The sequence below is a fragment of the Hafnia sp. HMSC23F03 genome, assembly GCF_001816025.1.
GTDB classification, from domain to species: domain Bacteria; phylum Pseudomonadota; class Gammaproteobacteria; order Enterobacterales; family Enterobacteriaceae; genus Hafnia; species Hafnia paralvei.
Genome location: NZ_KV824234.1, coordinates 33,754 through 50,358, shown reverse-complemented (window position 1 = coordinate 50,358; position 16,605 = coordinate 33,754). Strand labels below are relative to the sequence as shown.

Here is a 16,605-nt window from a genome sequence, read left to right as displayed (position 1 = left end):
TCTTTTTTGATCGATGAATAATCAATCATTTTCTTACTAACCCCTCTATTTTTACCTGCGCCTTTACGAAATTAAGCAAAAAAAAGCGGCTGTATTTAGCAGCCGCTCAGAAATAATTACGTATAATTAATATGCAAATCTATTTCTCTGACAAATTAATCCACGTTTGAACAACGGTATCAGGATTTAAGGACAAACTATCAATACCTTCGTCCATCAGCCAGCGTGCAAAATCTTCATGATCCGATGGACCTTGACCACAAATACCCACATATTTCCCTTGTGCTTTCGCTGCTCGTATCGCCATAGAGAGCAACGCTTTCACTGCCTCATTACGTTCGTCAAACAGTTCGGAAACAACGCCGGAGTCACGATCTAAGCCAAGCGTAAGCTGAGTCATATCATTGGAGCCGATAGAGAAACCATCGAAATACTCAAGGAACTGGTCAGCAAGCAACGCATTCGACGGAATCTCGCACATCATGATGACTTTCAAACCGTTCTCACCGCGCTTTAAGCCCTCGGACGCGAGTTGATTCACCACGGCCTCTGCCTGTGCAACGGTACGAACAAACGGGATCATGACTTCGACGTTAGTCAGCCCCATATCGTTGCGCACACGCTTCACTGCGGCGCACTCTAACGCAAAGCAATCTTTGAAGCTGTCAGCGACATAGCGACCTGCTCCACGGAAGCCCAGCATCGGGTTCTCTTCATGCGGCTCATAGCGCTCACCGCCCACCAGATTGGCATATTCATTAGACTTAAAGTCGGACAGACGCACGATAACGCGTTTTGGCCAGAAAGCGGCCGCCAAAGTAGCGATGCCTTCCGTCAAACGGCCCACGTAGAACTCAACCGGGCTATCATAGCCCTGCATCATCTGCTTGATTTCAGCCTGTGTTTCAGCATCTTGCTGATCAAACTCCAACAGCGCGCGCGGATGTACACCGATCATACGGTTAATGATAAATTCTAGACGGGCTAACCCCACACCTTCGTTTGGCAAACGAGCAAAATCGAAAGCGCGATCGGGATTGCCGATATTCATCATAATTTTCAGCGGCAGTTCCGGCATCGTCGATACCTGAGAGCTATGCACCGTGAAGTCCAGCATGTCGCTGTAAACATAGCCCGTGTCACCCTCTGCGCAGGAGACCGTCACTTTCTGACCGTATTTTAAGTGATCGGTTGCATCACCGCAGCCAACGACGGCTGGAATACCTAGTTCACGAGCGATAATCGCCGCATGGCAGGTGCGCCCACCACGGTTAGTCACGATTGCCGACGCTTTCTTCATGATCGGCTCCCAATCGGGATCGGTCATATCGGTAACCAACACATCACCCGGCTCGATGCGGTTCATCTCGCTGATATCATGAATCACCTTAACCGGACCTGCACCAATGCGGTGGCCGATAGCACGGCCTTCGGTCAATACTTCGCTATGTCCTGTCAGTTGATAACGTTCCATCACCTGTTCGTTAGAACGAACGGTTTCTGGACGCGCTTGCACGATATACAGCTTACCGGTATGGCCATCTTTGGCCCATTCGATATCCATCGGGCGGCCATAGTGTTTCTCAATCATCAAAGCCTGATGAGCCAATTGCTCAACTTCGTGATCGTTCAAACTGAAACGATTGCGCGCCGCCTCTTCAACATCTTCAATGCGTACCTGCTTACCGTGCTCTTGGCTATCGGCATACACCATACGAATTTTCTTCGAGCCCATGGTTCTACGCACAATCGCGGGTTTGCCTTTTTGCAGCGTTGGCTTATGCACATAAAATTCATCTGGGTTGACCGCGCCCTGCACCACCATTTCACCTAAGCCATAGGCCGACGTGATAAACACGACTTGGTCAAAACCAGACTCAGTATCAATGGTGAACATGACACCAGCAGCAGCCAGATCCGAGCGCACCATCAGTTGTACGCCCGCAGACAGTGCGACGCCGCGATGATCGTACCCTTGGTGTACGCGGTAGGAGATCGCACGGTCGTTAAACAGCGAAGCGAAGACATGCTTCACCGCGACCATGACGGCTTCAATACCCTGAACGTTAAGGAAAGTTTCTTGCTGGCCAGCAAACGATGCATCTGGCATATCTTCAGCGGTGGCCGAAGAGCGCACGGCGAAAGAGGCATCCGCATTGTCTTGGGCGAGCTGTTGATATGCGCTACGAATGTCACGCTCAAGCTCAGGCGTAAATGGCGTTTCAACGACCCACTGGCGGATCTGTGCGCCCGCTTTAGCCAGTTGTGCAACGTCATCGATATCTGTCTTATCCAGCAATTCATAAATACGCTGATTAACACCGCTTTGTTCGAGAAAATCATTGAACGCTTGTGCTGTGGTTGCAAAACCATTCGGCACGGAAACACCAAGCTCAGACAGATTGGTGATCATTTCACCCAGAGAGGCATTTTTGCCCCCCACCCGATCAACATCGTGCATTCCGAGCTGGTTGTACCAAAGCACGTTATGCAAGTCAGGGCCGTTACTAGACATCGAGACAATCCTTTTCACATTCAAAGATGGGTACAGAAAATAATTGTGGCCGCAAATTCGGCGTTTTCAGACTAGCACAATGTGAGGTTTCGCCAAGACAGGTGAATCGATCCACCTATTGGTAAATATCATGAATTTTCTTCAAACCGCACTTTTTTACTCTGACAAGCTGAAATCCGTCAGCTAATAACCAGAGCAAAACCAAGGACAATCGATTCTTCACAAGCAAACGATTACTATAGTTATTATGTCCATACACTTTTTTTGCACACCACAGCCAATACCTCTGCAGCGCAGAGTCTCAACGCGTGTCGATCTGCCCCCTAAATAAGCGTTGTATTTATAAATAGCTATTACCTTACATCGGTGTTAAGTTGCTCTATCATCAGCCAGAAGAATAAATCCCTGCCATCATTAATATTTTCACGACCCGGCTGTTGTGAATATCTCCCCAACGTGTTCTAGCATTTAACATCCATCAGATTTTTTAATTTTCATTTTCTTTATGTGCATACGAATCATAACGAAGCACTATGTTTTTCGTCTGTTTAATAGAATTTAATTCTCACCAAGGAATTTCTATGCTTGCCTATTTTCTGCTGGTCCACCGCTATCCGAACCAATTTAAACGACTCTTTAAAGCCATTTATCATGCGGATAACCAATATGTTGTCCATATAGATAAAAGCTCAAGTGAAGAGACTCATCAAGATATCCATCAATTTCTAAGCGAATACCCCAATGCATCTTTAATAGAAAGTATGGATGCCAACTGGGGCGGCTATAGCTTAGTGGACGCTGAATTACGCGGCATGAAAATGCTGTTAGAAAAAAGCAACTCTTGGGAGTTTTTCATTAACTTGAGTGGTCAAGATTTCCCGCTACAATCCCAAGAAAATATTTGTCAGTTTCTAATAAAGAATAAAGGCCGTAACTTTATAAAAATGTCTAATCAAAAAGACACCCGCCCAGAAACCATGCATCGAATAGAAAAATATGTCGAGGAATCAGGACGTAACATCACTGAAGTGCCTTCCAAAAACCGGCCATTTATGAAAGATGTCACCCCCTATATTGGCAATCAGTGGATGATTTTATGTCGTGAGTTTTGTGAATTTGTCACTCACAGCGATGAAATTAAGAAATTTCGTGATTTTTATCGCCATTCGCTGATCGCAGACGAAGGTTTCTTCCAAACTGTATTGATGAATACCTCTTATCCCCCTAGCGTTATCAATGACGATAAAAGGGCTATTGACTGGATCCCGATGGGAGATATTAAGCTTAGACCCCGCGACTTCACGGCTCTGGATGAAAAACACTTATGTTCCAGCAAAAATCTTTTTGCTAGAAAATTTGATGAAACGATTGATAGCGACATTTTAACTATTTTGGAAAAGCACATCACGACGCCGCAGAATTTTATCCCGGCTAAAAGCATAATTTAAATCGTTGACAGCGCTATCCCTGCCAGAGAATTTGCTTTTTTGCTCAAATAAACGTATTTTTATGCACCTACATGGGGTGAAATAATGAGACTATTCCCATTATTCTCATGATTTCCCTTATGTTTGGTTAAAATACCATTTTTACACGAGCTTCAGGCCTATTTCCTAAATTGTTGGCCTCTTCAGTTTTTTAACCATACCCCAAATCCTTGGTTTTGTATCAGTAATCTGTGGCTCTCCTTACCGAGGCGACAAACCAACTACCGATTCAACGTCAACGATGTGGGTATACGCAAATAGGCATAGCGTCACTATAGACGGTCTCCCAAGTCAGGATGCTCACTAAATTAGTATGCTCATCGCTTTAAGGTTAATACCATGATTTTCACTGAATCAGAGCTTCAAGATATCACCCGCTGCATGGATCTGTTTTTGTCTAAACGCCGTCCTGCTGAAAATATGCGACACGAATCAGACCTTCAGTACCGCATCAAAGGTCATGACATCGACATTTATGAGTTACATGCCACCGACGACAGTAAGAAATCCAAGATGGTTGAACATCCATCGATAAAAATTACCTACGTCGAAGATACCAAACAGTGGACACTCTACTGGATGCGCCCAAACGCTGAATGGCACCTCTATCAAGATGACACCGTTCCTTCTTTCAGCATCGCCATGCGCATTGTCGATCGCGATGAATTTGGCTGCTTCTTCGGCTAAGTTCTCAACAAAAAGCACAAAGCCGGATCGATGCCACCAGTTTGAAATATAAAATATGTAAATAAAATGTGAGTGCGCTAGAGTAGGAACAATACAAGAAAGTCCCTACAGGAGCGCGGAGTGGAAAGAAGCGTATTTTATATTTCAGATGGTACGGCAATCACCGCCGAGGTTCTCGGACACGCGGTGCTCTCGCAATTCCCCGTCGATATCACCTCTTTTACCTTACCCTTTGTTGAAACTGAAACGCGCGCTGAAGCCGTGTGTCAGCAAATTAATGATATCTATCATCGCACCGGCTCTCGCCCGCTGGTGTTCTACTCGATTGTCTCGCCAAAAATTCGTGAAATCATTCACAGCAGTGAAGGTTTTTGTCAGGATATCGTCCGTTCTCTGGTCGCCCCTTTACAGGACGAACTGGGCATGAGCCCCGTGCACGTCGCAAATCTGACGCACGGTTTAACCGAACATAACTTGCTGAAATACGATGCTCGTATCGCCGCCATTGATTATACGTTAGCGCACGACGACGGCATTTCGCTACGTAACCTCGACCAAGCGCAAGTCATTCTGCTCGGCGTTTCCCGATGTGGAAAAACCCCCACCAGTCTTTATCTCGCCATGCAGTTTGGTATCCGTGCGGCAAACTACCCGTTCACCGCCGACGATATGGATAACCTACAGCTGCCTCCAGCGCTTAAGGCACATCAGCATAAACTCTTCGGCTTAACGATAAACCCAGATCGTCTAGCCGCAATTCGTGAAGGACGCCGCGAAAACAGCCGCTATGCCTCCATGCGCCAGTGCCGCTTAGAATTAGCTGAAGTAGAAGCGCTGTATCGCAAAAATCAGATCCGCTACCTCAACACCACTAATCACTCAGTTGAAGAGATTGCCACTAAGATCCTCGATACTTTAGGTTTGAGCAGACGGATGTATTAGCGCTAATCACATCGCTAGATACGCACAGGATAGTGGTTTCTGTGCGTTATTAATTTGATATTTTCCCCTCATACCTACATCGTTATTTTGTGTTAAAAACACACACCCAATCATTTTGTACACATGTACTAGTAAAAAAGTACGCCATTCGTACATAAAATGAACAGCCCGCTATTGATTTGTTTGTCAATTGCTTTATTGTGATCGTCATCACTTCCCGGTACTCCTGCCGTAGCGAAGAACAGATTTAGAGATGGTTATGCACAAGACCGATGAATTGCGAACCGCGCGCATCGACACCCTTGTTACGCCTGAAGAACTGGCGCAGCAACTGCCTGTTGGATTGCAGGTCGCAGAAAACGTGACAGCGTCACGTAAGCGAATTGAACAAATACTCAGTGGTGATGATAAACGCCTACTGGTTATCGTTGGCCCCTGCTCGATCCATGATATCAATGCTGCCATTGATTACGCCCAGCGTTTATCAGCAATGCGTGACAAATACCAAGACCGCTTGGAAATTGTCATGCGGACCTATTTTGAAAAACCGCGCACGGTGATTGGCTGGAAAGGATTAATTTCCGACCCCGATCTCAATGGCTCATACCGCGTCAATCACGGCATTCGCTTAGCTCGTGAACTACTATTGAAGGTGAACGAATTAGGCGTACCAACCGCCACCGAGTTCCTTGATATGGTGACCGGTCAATATATCGCCGATCTGATCAGTTGGGGCGCTATCGGTGCACGCACCACCGAAAGCCAAATCCATCGCGAGATGGCGTCAGCGCTCTCCTGTCCGGTAGGTTTCAAAAATGGTACCGACGGTAATACACGTATTGCGATTGATGCCATCCGTGCGGCGCGCTCTAGCCATATGTTCTTATCCCCAGATAAGCATGGCCAGATGACCATCTACCAAACCAGCGGCAATCCCTACGGGCATATCATTATGCGCGGCGGTAAAACGCCGAACTATCACGCCGATGACATCGCCAGCGCCTGCGACAGCCTGCGTGAGTTTGATTTGCCTGAGCATTTGGTTATCGACTTCAGCCATGGTAACTGCCAAAAAATGCACCGTCGTCAGCTAGACGTGGCCGCCAATGTCGGACAACAAATCCGCGATGGGTCACAGGCTATCGTAGGCGTCATGGCAGAAAGTTTCTTAGTCGAAGGAACGCAGAAAAATGTTCCGGGACAAGCTCTTACCTATGGCCAGTCAATCACCGATCCGTGTTTGAGCTGGAAAGATACCGAGACATTACTCGAGTTGTTGGCCGATGCCGTTAGCGCTCGGCTGTCATCATCCTAATTCACGCCCCATCGTCTTCATGAACCGGCCATTGCGCCGGTTTTTTTTCGCCTGACTACGCCTTAATCATATTGGTATTAATTATCATTTCGTTTTGACGTAGATCATTCTATAGTGATTTCCCTGTTGATCAAATGATTATGATTATCATTTAATGTCGGCCTTTATCAAAAAAGTCACCAAGGAAATTTGCGCATGTATTTGGATCTAGCGCCCTATTTCGCCGCGGAAGAAGGCATCCCTTTCCGTGACCGATGGGCAACCATGCCATGGCGAAATCAAAAGCCAGTCTCGCCAGAAAGCGTTGATCAGCACTGGCAAAGCATCCTGAATAGCAGCGTCGAGGCGAATAAGCGCCTGCTGTACCTGCATATTCCCTTCTGTGCGACACACTGCAAATTCTGCGGTTTCTATCAAAATAAACTGGAAGCAGAAGCAACCGAGCAATATTGCGACTATCTGGTGCGCGAAATTGAAATGGAGGCTTCCAGCCCGCTTCATCAGTCTGCGCCTATCCACGCGATCTATTTTGGCGGAGGCACACCGACCGCGCTGTCTGCGACTCAGCTAAACCGTATTATCAGCACGCTGAAACGCCTGCTTCCGTTGGCTCCAGACTGTGAAATCACCGTTGAAGGACGTATTCTCAACTTTGATGACGAACGCGTCGATGCCTGCCTTGAAGCCGGAGCAAACCGCTTTTCGATCGGTATTCAAACCTTCAATACCCGCATCCGTCAGCGTATGGGGCGTCGAGCTACTGGCGAAGAAGCCGTTGCGTTTATGCGCCAATTGGCTGAACGCGATCGCGCGGCCGTGGTGTGCGACCTGATGTTTGGTCTGCCAGAACAGACCATGCAGGACTGGCAAAACGATCTCGACATCGTCAGCGATCTACCGTTAGACGGCGTTGACCTCTATGCGTTAAACCTGCTGCCTTCTACTCCGTTGGGAAAGGCCGTAGAAAACAAACGCGTGACGCTCCCCGACGTCACTCAACGCCGAGATTTTTACCTCACGGGAGAAGCCTTTTTAGCCGATGAAGGCTGGCGTCAGCTCAGTAACAGCCATTGGGCGCGCACCACAAGGGAGCGTAATCTGTACAACCTGCTGATCAAACAAGGGGCGGACTGTCTTGCTTTTGGCAGCTGTGCTGGCGGAAATATCGACGGTCAGTCTTATATGATGGAACGCAGCCTTGAACGTTATTATCAAAAGCTTGATGAAGGGCGTAAGCCAATCATGATGATGACGTCACGCAGCGAGCAGCACCGCTGGCGTTTGACGCTGCAAGGCGGTATCGAGGTGGGATATTTTGACCTTAAACGCGTACTTTCCAATCCATCACCGCTCCTTCCATTACTGCAACAATGGCAAAAATGCGGCCTCATGCAGGTTAACGGAACTCGTTTTCTCCTGACTCCCGCGGGCCGTTTCTGGGCTAGCAACATTATGCAGGCACTGCAAACTCTCGTCCCTCAACTATTAGAAACCAAGCAACCTATTTTGGAGCCAACAGCATGAGCACTCCCTCTTCAGCACAACAACACGATTTAATGGCGTACCTAAGCACTAACCCAGACGGCACGGTTGAAGATATCGCCAAACGTTACAACGTCACTCCGTTAGACGTTATCCGTTTAACGCCGGGTGCGCAGATTTTCGACGGCACACAGTTTGACACGGTTTGGGATGAAATCACCCAATGGGGAGACGTCACGACGCTGGTCAACAATGATGACTTGATCCTTGAGTTTCATGGCGAATTACCCACCGGTACTCATCGCCATGGTTTCTTTAACTTACGCGGTAAAAAGGGCCTCAGCGGCCACATTCGCGCCACCCATTGCCAACATATCGCACTGGTCGAACGCCCATTTATGGGAATGGACACTGCATCAGTCTGGTTCATTAACGAGGCTGGCCGCGCCATGATGAAAATTTTTGTTGGCCGCGATAGCCACCGCAAGCTGCTGACCGAACAGTTAGACGCCTTCCGTGCGTTATCTAGCAAGATTGCAACAAAGCTGGAGTCTTGCGTATGACACCTTGGTTAATCTTCGGTGCAGGTAGCGGCGTCGGCGCCGAACTGGTCACTTTGGGCCTACAAGAAAAGCGCCCTATTTTTGCACTCGTCAGAAACCCAGAGCAGGCCGACACTCTACGCAAAAAAGGTATAACGGTGCTTGAAGGCGATGCACTCAACGCGGATCAGGTTGAAAAAATCTGTCAGATGGCAGGCGAAAAAGCTCGAATTGTCTCTACGTTAGGCAGCCGTGAAGGCGACTATCTGGGGAATCGACTGATCATTGATACCGCTGAGCGCTGCGGCCTCACCCATATGATGCTAGTCACCTCTATTGGCTGTGGCGATAGTTGGCCCACCCTCTCTGAACGTGCCAAAAAAGCCTTTGGACAAGCGGTGCGTGAGAAATCACTGGCGGAATGCTGGCTGCAAACCAGTCAGCTACAAAGCTGTATTTTACGCCCAGGTGGACTCTTCAACGGCGAAGCAACCGGAAACGGCCAATGTGTTCAGGGTGAGGCTCATGGCCTTATCCGCCGTGCTGACGTTGCCTTGCTTATTCAAAAGCGAATAGATGATGAAAGTTCATACGGGAAAATCTTCGCGCTGATTGACCCGATGCTGAAACCATAAAAAGGTTCACATTTTTTGCAAAAATATCTTGCTGTGCTCAGCGCATTTCATGATAATGATTCTCATTGTGATAACAATTAACATTCACTTACTATTTGTAAGAAAGAGCGCATATGGAAAAGCCGAATATTGATCCTCAATCCGTTGATTTGCTGAATTTGTCGACTCACCAAAGCCCTACGCTATATACCTCGGCTGCGGCAACGATTGACAGTCACGCACTGTTAGGCGACGAGGGAAAAGTCATTATTCAGCACCAAGGCGAACAGTATCAACTGCGCCAAACAAAATCAGGCAAACTGATCCTGACCAAGTAATCAGTACACCATTAACTTTAATCCAAACATTAATTTTGCCAGCCACCCAGCCTTTTATTAGGCAAGGCAGCCAGCAGCCCTGATGCTATGTTTTAATACATACGGAGTGTTGCCCCATGTCTTGTTCCACCCGCGCCAGGCTGGCTCGTTCAACCTTTAGTCCTTCCCGCTTAAGCATCGCTGTGGCTTGCGCCCTACCTTTATTCGCTCATGCGGATACATTGGTTGATACTCCCGCTAGCTCCACGTCTCAAGAAATTGCTTACACTGGAAACACGCCTGCGGGTGGCAAAGACAGCAACCGCCAGCAAAGCGTCATGACCGTCACCGCAACAGGCAACGAACGTGACAGCTTTGAAGCGCCAATGATGGTGTCTGTTCTGGAAAACAACGATCCAGAAACGATGACTGCTAGCTCGGCCCCCGACATGCTGCGCCATATTCCGGGTGTAACCATTTCTGGCGGTAGCCGTGCTAATGGGCAAGATATCAGCATGCGCGGCTACGATCGTCGCGGCGTTTTGGTTCTGGTTGATGGCGTTCGCCAAGGCACAGATACTGGACATCTAAACGGTACCTTCCTTGATCCCGCGCTTATCAAACGCGTCGAAGTGGTACGTGGTCCAGGAGCATTACTGTACGGCAGCGGCGCATTGGGTGGCGTAATCTCTTACGAAACCGTCGATGCCGCAGACCTGCTGATGCCGGGCAAAAATACGGGTTATCGCGTATTTGGCACTGCAGGCACACAGGATCACAGCCTCGGCATGGGCGCGAGCGCATACGGAAAAACCGATGATTTAGACGGCATTATCTCATTTAGCACCCGCGACCGCGGTAACTTGCGCATGAGTAACGGCTTTAATTCACCGAATGATGAAACCATCAGCAACGTTCTCACCAAAGGAACGTGGACAATTGACGAAAACCAGTCGTTGTCCGGTGATTTGCGTTATTACAACAATGCCGCGCGTGAACCTAAAAACCCTCAGACAGAAAATGCGGGCACCGGCAATGTCATGACCGACCGCTCCACTATTCAGCGCGATGCGCAGGCGACCTACAAACTGAAACCGGTGGGTCAAGACTGGCTCGATGCCACGCTGACCGGCTATACCTCTGAAGTGAAAATTAACGCGAGCCCAACAGGGACATCCTACGAAGAGCGCAAGCAAACCACGAACGGAGCCAAACTGGAAAACCGTAGCCGTCTGTTTGCCGACAGCTTTGCCTCTCACTTGCTGACTTACGGTACAGAAGCCTACAAACAGAAGCAGACGCCAGGCGGCGCGACCACTGGTTTCCCACAGGCGGATATCAAATTTGCTTCTGGCTGGTTGCAGGATGAAATCACGCTGCGCGACTTACCCGTCGATATTGTAGCCGGTACTCGCTACGACAATTATAAAGGTAGCAGCGACGGCTACGATGATGTTAATGCCGACAAGTGGTCATCGCGTGCCGCAATGACCATTAACCCAACCGACTGGTTGATGATCTTCGGTAGCTATGCCCAAGCATTCCGCGCGCCAACGATGGGCGAAATGTATAACGACGCCCTGCACTTCCAAATGGGCCCAGGAATGGCGAACTATTGGAAGCCAAATCCAAATCTGAAGCCTGAAACCAATGAAACCCAAGAAGTTGGCTTTGGTCTGCGCTTTGACGACGTGCTGATGGCCAATGACTCCCTGAAGTTCAAATCAAGTTACTTCGGTACCAAAGCCAAGGACTACATCAAAACCCAGGTCACGATGGATATGGGCTTTGTTAACGGTCGATTCGGCTGTATCGATTGCAGCACTACGTCAACCAACATTGACCGAGCCAAAATCTGGGGCTGGGATGCTGCGATGGAGTACCAAACAGACTGGTTCGATTGGAGTCTGGCCTACAACCGTACACGTGGTAAAGATCAGAAAACCGGAGAATGGCTAGATAACATCAATCCAGACACCGTCACTAGCCAAGTGAACGTGCCTATTAGCACCACCGGTTTCTCCGTAGGCTGGGTCGGTACCTTCGCAGATCGTAACAATCAGGTTAATGCCGGAACCGCACCACAAGCTGGCTACGGCGTGAACGATTTCTACGTTAGCTACAAAGGCAAAGATTCATTCAACGGCATGACCACAAGCGTCGTTCTGGGTAACGCCTTCGACAAAGAATACTACTCATCACAAGGTGTGATTCAGGATGGTATTAACGGAAAACTGCTGGTGAGCTACCAGTGGTAATCGCGGTTCCGACGCGTTTCCAACCTCTCCCTGTTTAGGGGGAGGTTTCTCATTTGTATCTGTAGCACCACTCATTGATTTGATTCATTTAAGCACCCTGTAACACCATAAAAAGGAAGACAAAATGACATCTGCATTATACGAGCAATACCTGGCTGCCAAAGAGCAGAACAGCGGAAAATATGCCCGAGATCTGGCGGCAATCCTGAATGTCAGCGAGGCCGAGCTGACGCACGCCCGCGTTGGTCACGGCGCACGTCGTCTGAATGCCGATGCCCGTACTCTGCTGGCTGCATTAGAATCCGTTGGCGAAGTTAAGGCCATCACGCGTAACGAATACGCCGTTCATGAACAACTAGGCAGTTACGAAAACCAACACCTGCACGGTCACGCGGGGTTAATTCTGAACCCAGGCAGCATCGATCTGCGCTTGTTCCTTCAGCATTGGAGCAGCGCGTTCACATTAACCGAAGAGAGCCGCAACGGTGAACGTCACAGCGTGCAATTCTTCGATGCTCAAGGCGATGCGCTACATAAAGTCTACACGACGCCGAATACTGATATGGCCGCATGGAATGATCTGATTGGCCGTTTCGTCAGCGACGAAAACCCAGCGTTAGAGATCAAACCGGCACAGCCGGAAACAAAAAATAGCCACATCGACAACGCCGTTATTGATAGTGAATGGCGCGCCATGACCGATGTTCACCAATTCTTCCAGCTACTGGGTCGCCATAATCTGTCACGTCAGCAAGCCTTCGCTGCCGTGGGTGATGATTTAGCTTACCGAGTAGACAACAGCGCCCTAACCCATCTGCTCAATACCGCTAAAGAAGACCAGAACGAGATCATGGTCTTTGTGGGTAATCGCGGTTGCGTACAAATTTTCACCGGTAAAATTGAGCGCGTGGTGCCACACCATGAGTGGATTAATATCTTTAACTCCCGCTTTACCCTGCATCTGATTGAAACCGCGATTGCAGAAAGCTGGATCACCCGCAAACCGACTAAAGATGGTTTCGTCACGAGTCTGGAGCTTTTCGCCGAAGATGGCACTCAGATCGCCCAACTGTTTGGCCAGCGTACCGAAGGCCAGCCAGAACAAGAACAGTGGCGTACCCAGATCAATGGTTTACCACGTCTGAATGGAGTTGCCGCATGACATTAGCCCGCCGCCTTGCGGCGGTGCTTTCTGCACCGCTGATGGTTGTATTCTCTATGAACGCCGTCGCAGCCGACCGCATCGTTAGCGTCGGCGGTGACGTCACCGAAATTGTTTATGCGCTAGGCGCCGGCGATCGTCTGGTTGCCAGAGATACCACCAGTACCCTCCCCGCAGCCAAAAAACTTCCTGATGTGGGCTATATGCGCCAACTCAATGCGGAAGGCATTCTTTCGCTCAAGCCGACAATGGTGCTAGCGACGGAACTGGCGGAGCCCTCACTCGTGCTGCGTCAGATTGCTGATGTCGGCGTGAAAGTCGTTCCTGTCAGTGGGGAAGCTTCTCTTGAAAATGTTCCACACAAAATCCAGCAGGTCGCGAGCGCACTGAATTTAGAAAAACAAGGCGCGGAAGTGACTCAAAAATACGAGCAGCAGCTCGCCGCCATTCCTCATACGCCACTCAAAACCAAGGTGTTGTTTATTCTCAGTCACGGTGGAATGACGCCGATGGCGGCTGGGCAAGACACTGCAGCCGACGCGATTATTAAAGCCAGCGGCGCGCAAAACGCCATGCAAGGTTTTTCTCGTTATCGCCCCCTCTCACAGGAAGGCGTTGTAGCAAGTGCGCCAGATTTGATCTTGTTGACCACCGATGGATTTAAAACCTTAGGCAACGTGAACAAAGTCTGGGAATTACCCGGCATGGCGCTGACGCCTGCGGCTAAAAACAAACAGATCCTCGTCGTTGATGATATGGCTTTGCTCGGCTTTAGCTTAAAAACACCTGAAGCATTAGCGGCATTGCGTCAGGCAGCGGAGCGAGCACAGAGATGACAAAAGTATCGCCACGCATTGCATTCAGCGTCCTCATCGTCCTTTTGCTGGCGCTCGGGTTAGGCTCGGCCAATATGGGAGCCCTTCGCCTGTCATTTCATACTCTGTGGGAAACACCGCTGGATGATGCAATGTGGCAAGTCTGGCTGAATATCCGACTACCGCGCGTATTACTCGCCACGGTTGTCGGCATTGCGTTGGCGGTTTCTGGAGCCATCATGCAGGGGCTATTTCGCAACCCACTGGCCGACCCAACGCTGTTAGGCATCAGCAGCGGTGCATCACTGTGCGTTGCGCTAGTCATCGTCATGCCCATGACGTTAGCCCCTACCTTAGCGCTCTATAGCCATATGCTCGCGGCCTTCGGCGGCAGTCTGGTCATCTCCTTACTGATCTACGGTCTCAGCCGCGGTGGGCACGGCTCTTTATCCCGTCTACTGCTGGCAGGTATTGCTATCAACGCACTCTGCTTTGCATTGGTTGGCGTTCTCAGCTATATCAGCAATGACCAGCAGCTACGCCAATTTTCACTGTGGAGTATGGGCAGTTTAGGCCAAGCACAGTGGGGAACCTTGCTGGCAGCCACTTCACTGATACTTCCCGCCAGCGCGGCTGCACTACTGATGGCTCGCCGTCTCAATCTTCTACAGCTCGGCGATGAAGAAGCTCACTATTTAGGGATTAATGTGGCAAAAACCAAGCGCCAACTGCTGCTACTGAGCGCGGTATTAGTCGGTGCTGCAGTAGCCGTTAGTGGGGTTATCGGCTTTATCGGCTTAGTTATTCCGCATCTGGTGAGAATGCGTTTAGGCGCAGACCACCGCTGGTTGTTACCTTGTTCAGCGCTAGGTGGTGCTTGCTTGTTGTTAACCGCAGATACATTGGCGCGTACGCTAGTTTCACCCGCTGAAATGCCCGTAGGTATGCTAACCAGCCTGATCGGCGGCCCTTACTTTTTATGGCTGATTCTGCGTCAAAAGGAGTTTAACGTTGGATAAACCTTCCGAAATTCAGCTAACGCCTCCTGAGTTACAAGCGCATAGCATCAGCTACCATCTGGGACAACGCCGACTCATTAAGCAGGTGTCGCTCTCTTTACACAGCGGAGAAATGGTGGCGATTATCGGCCCTAACGGTGCCGGGAAATCTACGCTGATGCGTTTGCTGACCGGTTTTTTGCCCCCGAGCGAAGGCCACTGTGAACTACAACAGCAGCCGCTCGATAAATGGAGCCCCCGCCAGTTAGCGCGTACGCGTGCCGTTATGCGTCAACACAGCGATCTCGCCTTTGCCTTTAGCGTACGGGAAGTGGTGGCGATGGGGCGCTCCCCTTACCCGAATCAAGGTCGTGGCGGAGAACATAATCAGCGCGCCGTTGAGCATGTGATGGCACAAACCGGCTGCGATGTTCTTGCCGATCGAGATTATCGGGCGCTGTCCGGCGGTGAACAGCAACGCGTTCAACTCGCTCGCGTACTAGCCCAGCTTTGGCAGCCTGAACCACAGCCCCGCTGGCTATTTTTGGATGAACCCACCTCGGCACTCGATCTCTACCACCAGCAGCAAACGCTACGGTTGCTGAAATCGCTCACGCGTAGTGAGCCTCTTGGCGTTTGCTGTATTTTGCACGACCTGAACTTAGCGGCGCTGTACGCAGATCGCATCCTGCTACTGCACCAAGGCCAATTGGTCGCTCAGGGAACGCCGCAAGAAGTGCTCAGCGATGACACCCTCACCCGCTGGTATCACGCCGATTTAGGGGTAATGCCACATCCGGAATGCGGGGAACCACAGGTATATCTGCGGCGCTAACGTGTGGTTGAATGGATTTTGTGGTGATGGTGTTGCTAGCCATCCGATCTTTTATAGGGCAACGGTGTAATGTTTCGTTTACCGGTCAGCAGATGCGTTGCTCCGGCTTGGGACGTCATTATTCTATGGAATCACAGTGAAATGTTTCGTTCGCCAGTCAGTTAATGTGTTTCCATGAGCTTGCTGGCGTAGGCGACCGATGAGAGCCCCGTTGCGCGGGGGCTCTCAACTCGCGCGCTTTTATCCGAGACGCCATCTCCGCTCCGGTTTGGTATCGCCCATCCAGGGCGCCCCAAACTCCGCCGATACATCCCTGTATCGGCGGCTCTCCCTACCAAGACTTAAACAATTAAAAAAATAAAGACAAAGTACAAAACAATATTGTTTTGTCTTTTCATGTTAGATGAAATGCATGATAGAACCGCCATCAGGAAAGATGGCGGTAGGTCGAGGGCGTACAGGATGTACGCTCCGAGACCGGTCGGCCAAGCGACGCGGTAAAAAGCGCGAGAGTCGAGAGGTTACGCGCTGGTAACCTCTCGTCGGACGCCTACGCCAGCGGTGTCATAGATACATAAATGCTAACTGGCGGACGAAACCACTCACCATTTTTACATAAAAAGGTTCTGACGCATT

14 protein-coding genes are annotated in these 16,605 nt (G+C 49.7%); 13 read left to right on the top strand and 1 reads right to left on the bottom strand.

All coding sequences use genetic code 11. The features are described 5' to 3' along the window. Window positions 1–139: 139 nt before the first annotated feature. On the bottom strand, window positions 140–2,515 hold the full coding sequence (gene ppsA, locus HMPREF3091_RS16820; protein WP_070717282.1) for a phosphoenolpyruvate synthase: 2,376 nt from the start codon (window positions 2,513–2,515) through the stop codon (window positions 140–142). A 581-nt stretch (window positions 2,516–3,096) separates the two neighbouring features. Between ppsA and HMPREF3091_RS16815 the strand changes: the two genes are divergently transcribed. From HMPREF3091_RS16815 to HMPREF3091_RS16755, 13 genes are all read left to right on the top strand, one after another. After that, window positions 3,097–3,963 carry a beta-1,6-N-acetylglucosaminyltransferase gene (locus HMPREF3091_RS16815; protein WP_070717279.1) on the top strand — a complete coding sequence of 289 codons (867 nt, stop codon included), beginning with the start codon at window positions 3,097–3,099 and terminating at the stop codon, window positions 3,961–3,963. A 378-nt stretch (window positions 3,964–4,341) separates the two neighbouring features. Beyond that, window positions 4,342–4,689, top strand: a complete 348-nt coding sequence (locus HMPREF3091_RS16810; protein WP_004089875.1) for a DUF3024 domain-containing protein — start codon at window positions 4,342–4,344, stop codon at window positions 4,687–4,689. A 120-nt stretch (window positions 4,690–4,809) separates the two neighbouring features. Further along, entirely contained in the window at window positions 4,810–5,631 is an 822-nt protein-coding gene (locus tag HMPREF3091_RS16805; RefSeq protein WP_004089878.1) for a posphoenolpyruvate synthetase regulatory kinase/phosphorylase PpsR, read from the top strand. A 259-nt stretch (window positions 5,632–5,890) separates the two neighbouring features. Continuing rightward, window positions 5,891–6,946, top strand: coding sequence for a 3-deoxy-7-phosphoheptulonate synthase (locus tag HMPREF3091_RS16800; RefSeq protein ID WP_035502439.1), 1,056 nt, complete (start codon window positions 5,891–5,893; stop codon window positions 6,944–6,946). Window positions 6,947–7,141: 195 nt separating this feature from the next. Next, window positions 7,142–8,470: a heme anaerobic degradation radical SAM methyltransferase ChuW/HutW gene (gene hutW / locus HMPREF3091_RS16795; RefSeq protein ID WP_070717275.1), complete on the top strand. Its 1,329-nt coding sequence runs from the start codon at window positions 7,142–7,144 to the stop codon at window positions 8,468–8,470. Then, window positions 8,467–8,991: a heme utilization cystosolic carrier protein HutX gene (gene hutX / locus HMPREF3091_RS16790; protein WP_004089881.1), complete on the top strand. Its 525-nt coding sequence runs from the start codon at window positions 8,467–8,469 to the stop codon at window positions 8,989–8,991. Before hutW ends, hutX begins: the two co-directional genes overlap by 4 nt. Further along, window positions 8,988–9,605 carry an NAD(P)H-binding protein gene (locus HMPREF3091_RS16785; protein ID WP_070717272.1) on the top strand — a complete coding sequence of 206 codons (618 nt, stop codon included), beginning with the start codon at window positions 8,988–8,990 and terminating at the stop codon, window positions 9,603–9,605. The genes hutX and HMPREF3091_RS16785 overlap by 4 nt, the downstream gene beginning before the upstream one ends. A 113-nt stretch (window positions 9,606–9,718) precedes the next feature. Then, window positions 9,719–9,922 carry a hemin uptake protein HemP gene (hemP, locus tag HMPREF3091_RS16780; RefSeq protein ID WP_004089883.1) on the top strand — a complete coding sequence of 68 codons (204 nt, stop codon included), beginning with the start codon at window positions 9,719–9,721 and terminating at the stop codon, window positions 9,920–9,922. 116 nt (window positions 9,923–10,038) lie between these two features. Further along, window positions 10,039–12,159: a TonB-dependent hemoglobin/transferrin/lactoferrin family receptor gene (locus HMPREF3091_RS16775; protein WP_020303755.1), complete on the top strand. Its 2,121-nt coding sequence runs from the start codon at window positions 10,039–10,041 to the stop codon at window positions 12,157–12,159. Between the two features lie 124 nt (window positions 12,160–12,283). Next, complete coding sequence (locus HMPREF3091_RS16770; protein ID WP_070717270.1) at window positions 12,284–13,321, top strand: hemin-degrading factor; 1,038 nt, start codon at window positions 12,284–12,286, stop codon at window positions 13,319–13,321. After that, window positions 13,318–14,157 carry a heme/hemin ABC transporter substrate-binding protein gene (locus HMPREF3091_RS16765; protein ID WP_004089890.1) on the top strand — a complete coding sequence of 280 codons (840 nt, stop codon included), beginning with the start codon at window positions 13,318–13,320 and terminating at the stop codon, window positions 14,155–14,157. The genes HMPREF3091_RS16770 and HMPREF3091_RS16765 overlap by 4 nt, the downstream gene beginning before the upstream one ends. Beyond that, complete coding sequence (locus HMPREF3091_RS16760; protein ID WP_070717267.1) at window positions 14,154–15,155, top strand: FecCD family ABC transporter permease; 1,002 nt, start codon at window positions 14,154–14,156, stop codon at window positions 15,153–15,155. Before HMPREF3091_RS16765 ends, HMPREF3091_RS16760 begins: the two co-directional genes overlap by 4 nt. Next, the gene (locus HMPREF3091_RS16755) at window positions 15,148–15,969 is read left to right on the top strand and encodes a heme ABC transporter ATP-binding protein (RefSeq protein WP_070717264.1); all 822 of its coding nucleotides are present in this window, start codon (window positions 15,148–15,150) and stop codon (window positions 15,967–15,969) included. Before HMPREF3091_RS16760 ends, HMPREF3091_RS16755 begins: the two co-directional genes overlap by 8 nt. Window positions 15,970–16,605: the final 636 nt, after the last annotated feature.

Coding starts and splice junctions, on each gene's coding strand:
- HMPREF3091_RS16770 (WP_070717270.1), top strand. CDS start 12,284: ATGACATCTGCATTATACGAGCAATACCTGGCTGCCAAAGAGCAGAAC.
- HMPREF3091_RS16815 (WP_070717279.1), top strand. CDS start 3,097: ATGCTTGCCTATTTTCTGCTGGTCCACCGCTATCCGAACCAATTTAAA.
- HMPREF3091_RS16775 (WP_020303755.1), top strand. CDS start 10,039: ATGTCTTGTTCCACCCGCGCCAGGCTGGCTCGTTCAACCTTTAGTCCT.
- hemP (WP_004089883.1), top strand. CDS start 9,719: ATGGAAAAGCCGAATATTGATCCTCAATCCGTTGATTTGCTGAATTTG.
- HMPREF3091_RS16800 (WP_035502439.1), top strand. CDS start 5,891: ATGCACAAGACCGATGAATTGCGAACCGCGCGCATCGACACCCTTGTT.
- HMPREF3091_RS16765 (WP_004089890.1), top strand. CDS start 13,318: ATGACATTAGCCCGCCGCCTTGCGGCGGTGCTTTCTGCACCGCTGATG.
- HMPREF3091_RS16785 (WP_070717272.1), top strand. CDS start 8,988: ATGACACCTTGGTTAATCTTCGGTGCAGGTAGCGGCGTCGGCGCCGAA.
- ppsA (WP_070717282.1), bottom strand. CDS start 2,515: ATGTCTAGTAACGGCCCTGACTTGCATAACGTGCTTTGGTACAACCAG.
- hutW (WP_070717275.1), top strand. CDS start 7,142: ATGTATTTGGATCTAGCGCCCTATTTCGCCGCGGAAGAAGGCATCCCT.
- hutX (WP_004089881.1), top strand. CDS start 8,467: ATGAGCACTCCCTCTTCAGCACAACAACACGATTTAATGGCGTACCTA.
- HMPREF3091_RS16810 (WP_004089875.1), top strand. CDS start 4,342: ATGATTTTCACTGAATCAGAGCTTCAAGATATCACCCGCTGCATGGAT.
- HMPREF3091_RS16760 (WP_070717267.1), top strand. CDS start 14,154: ATGACAAAAGTATCGCCACGCATTGCATTCAGCGTCCTCATCGTCCTT.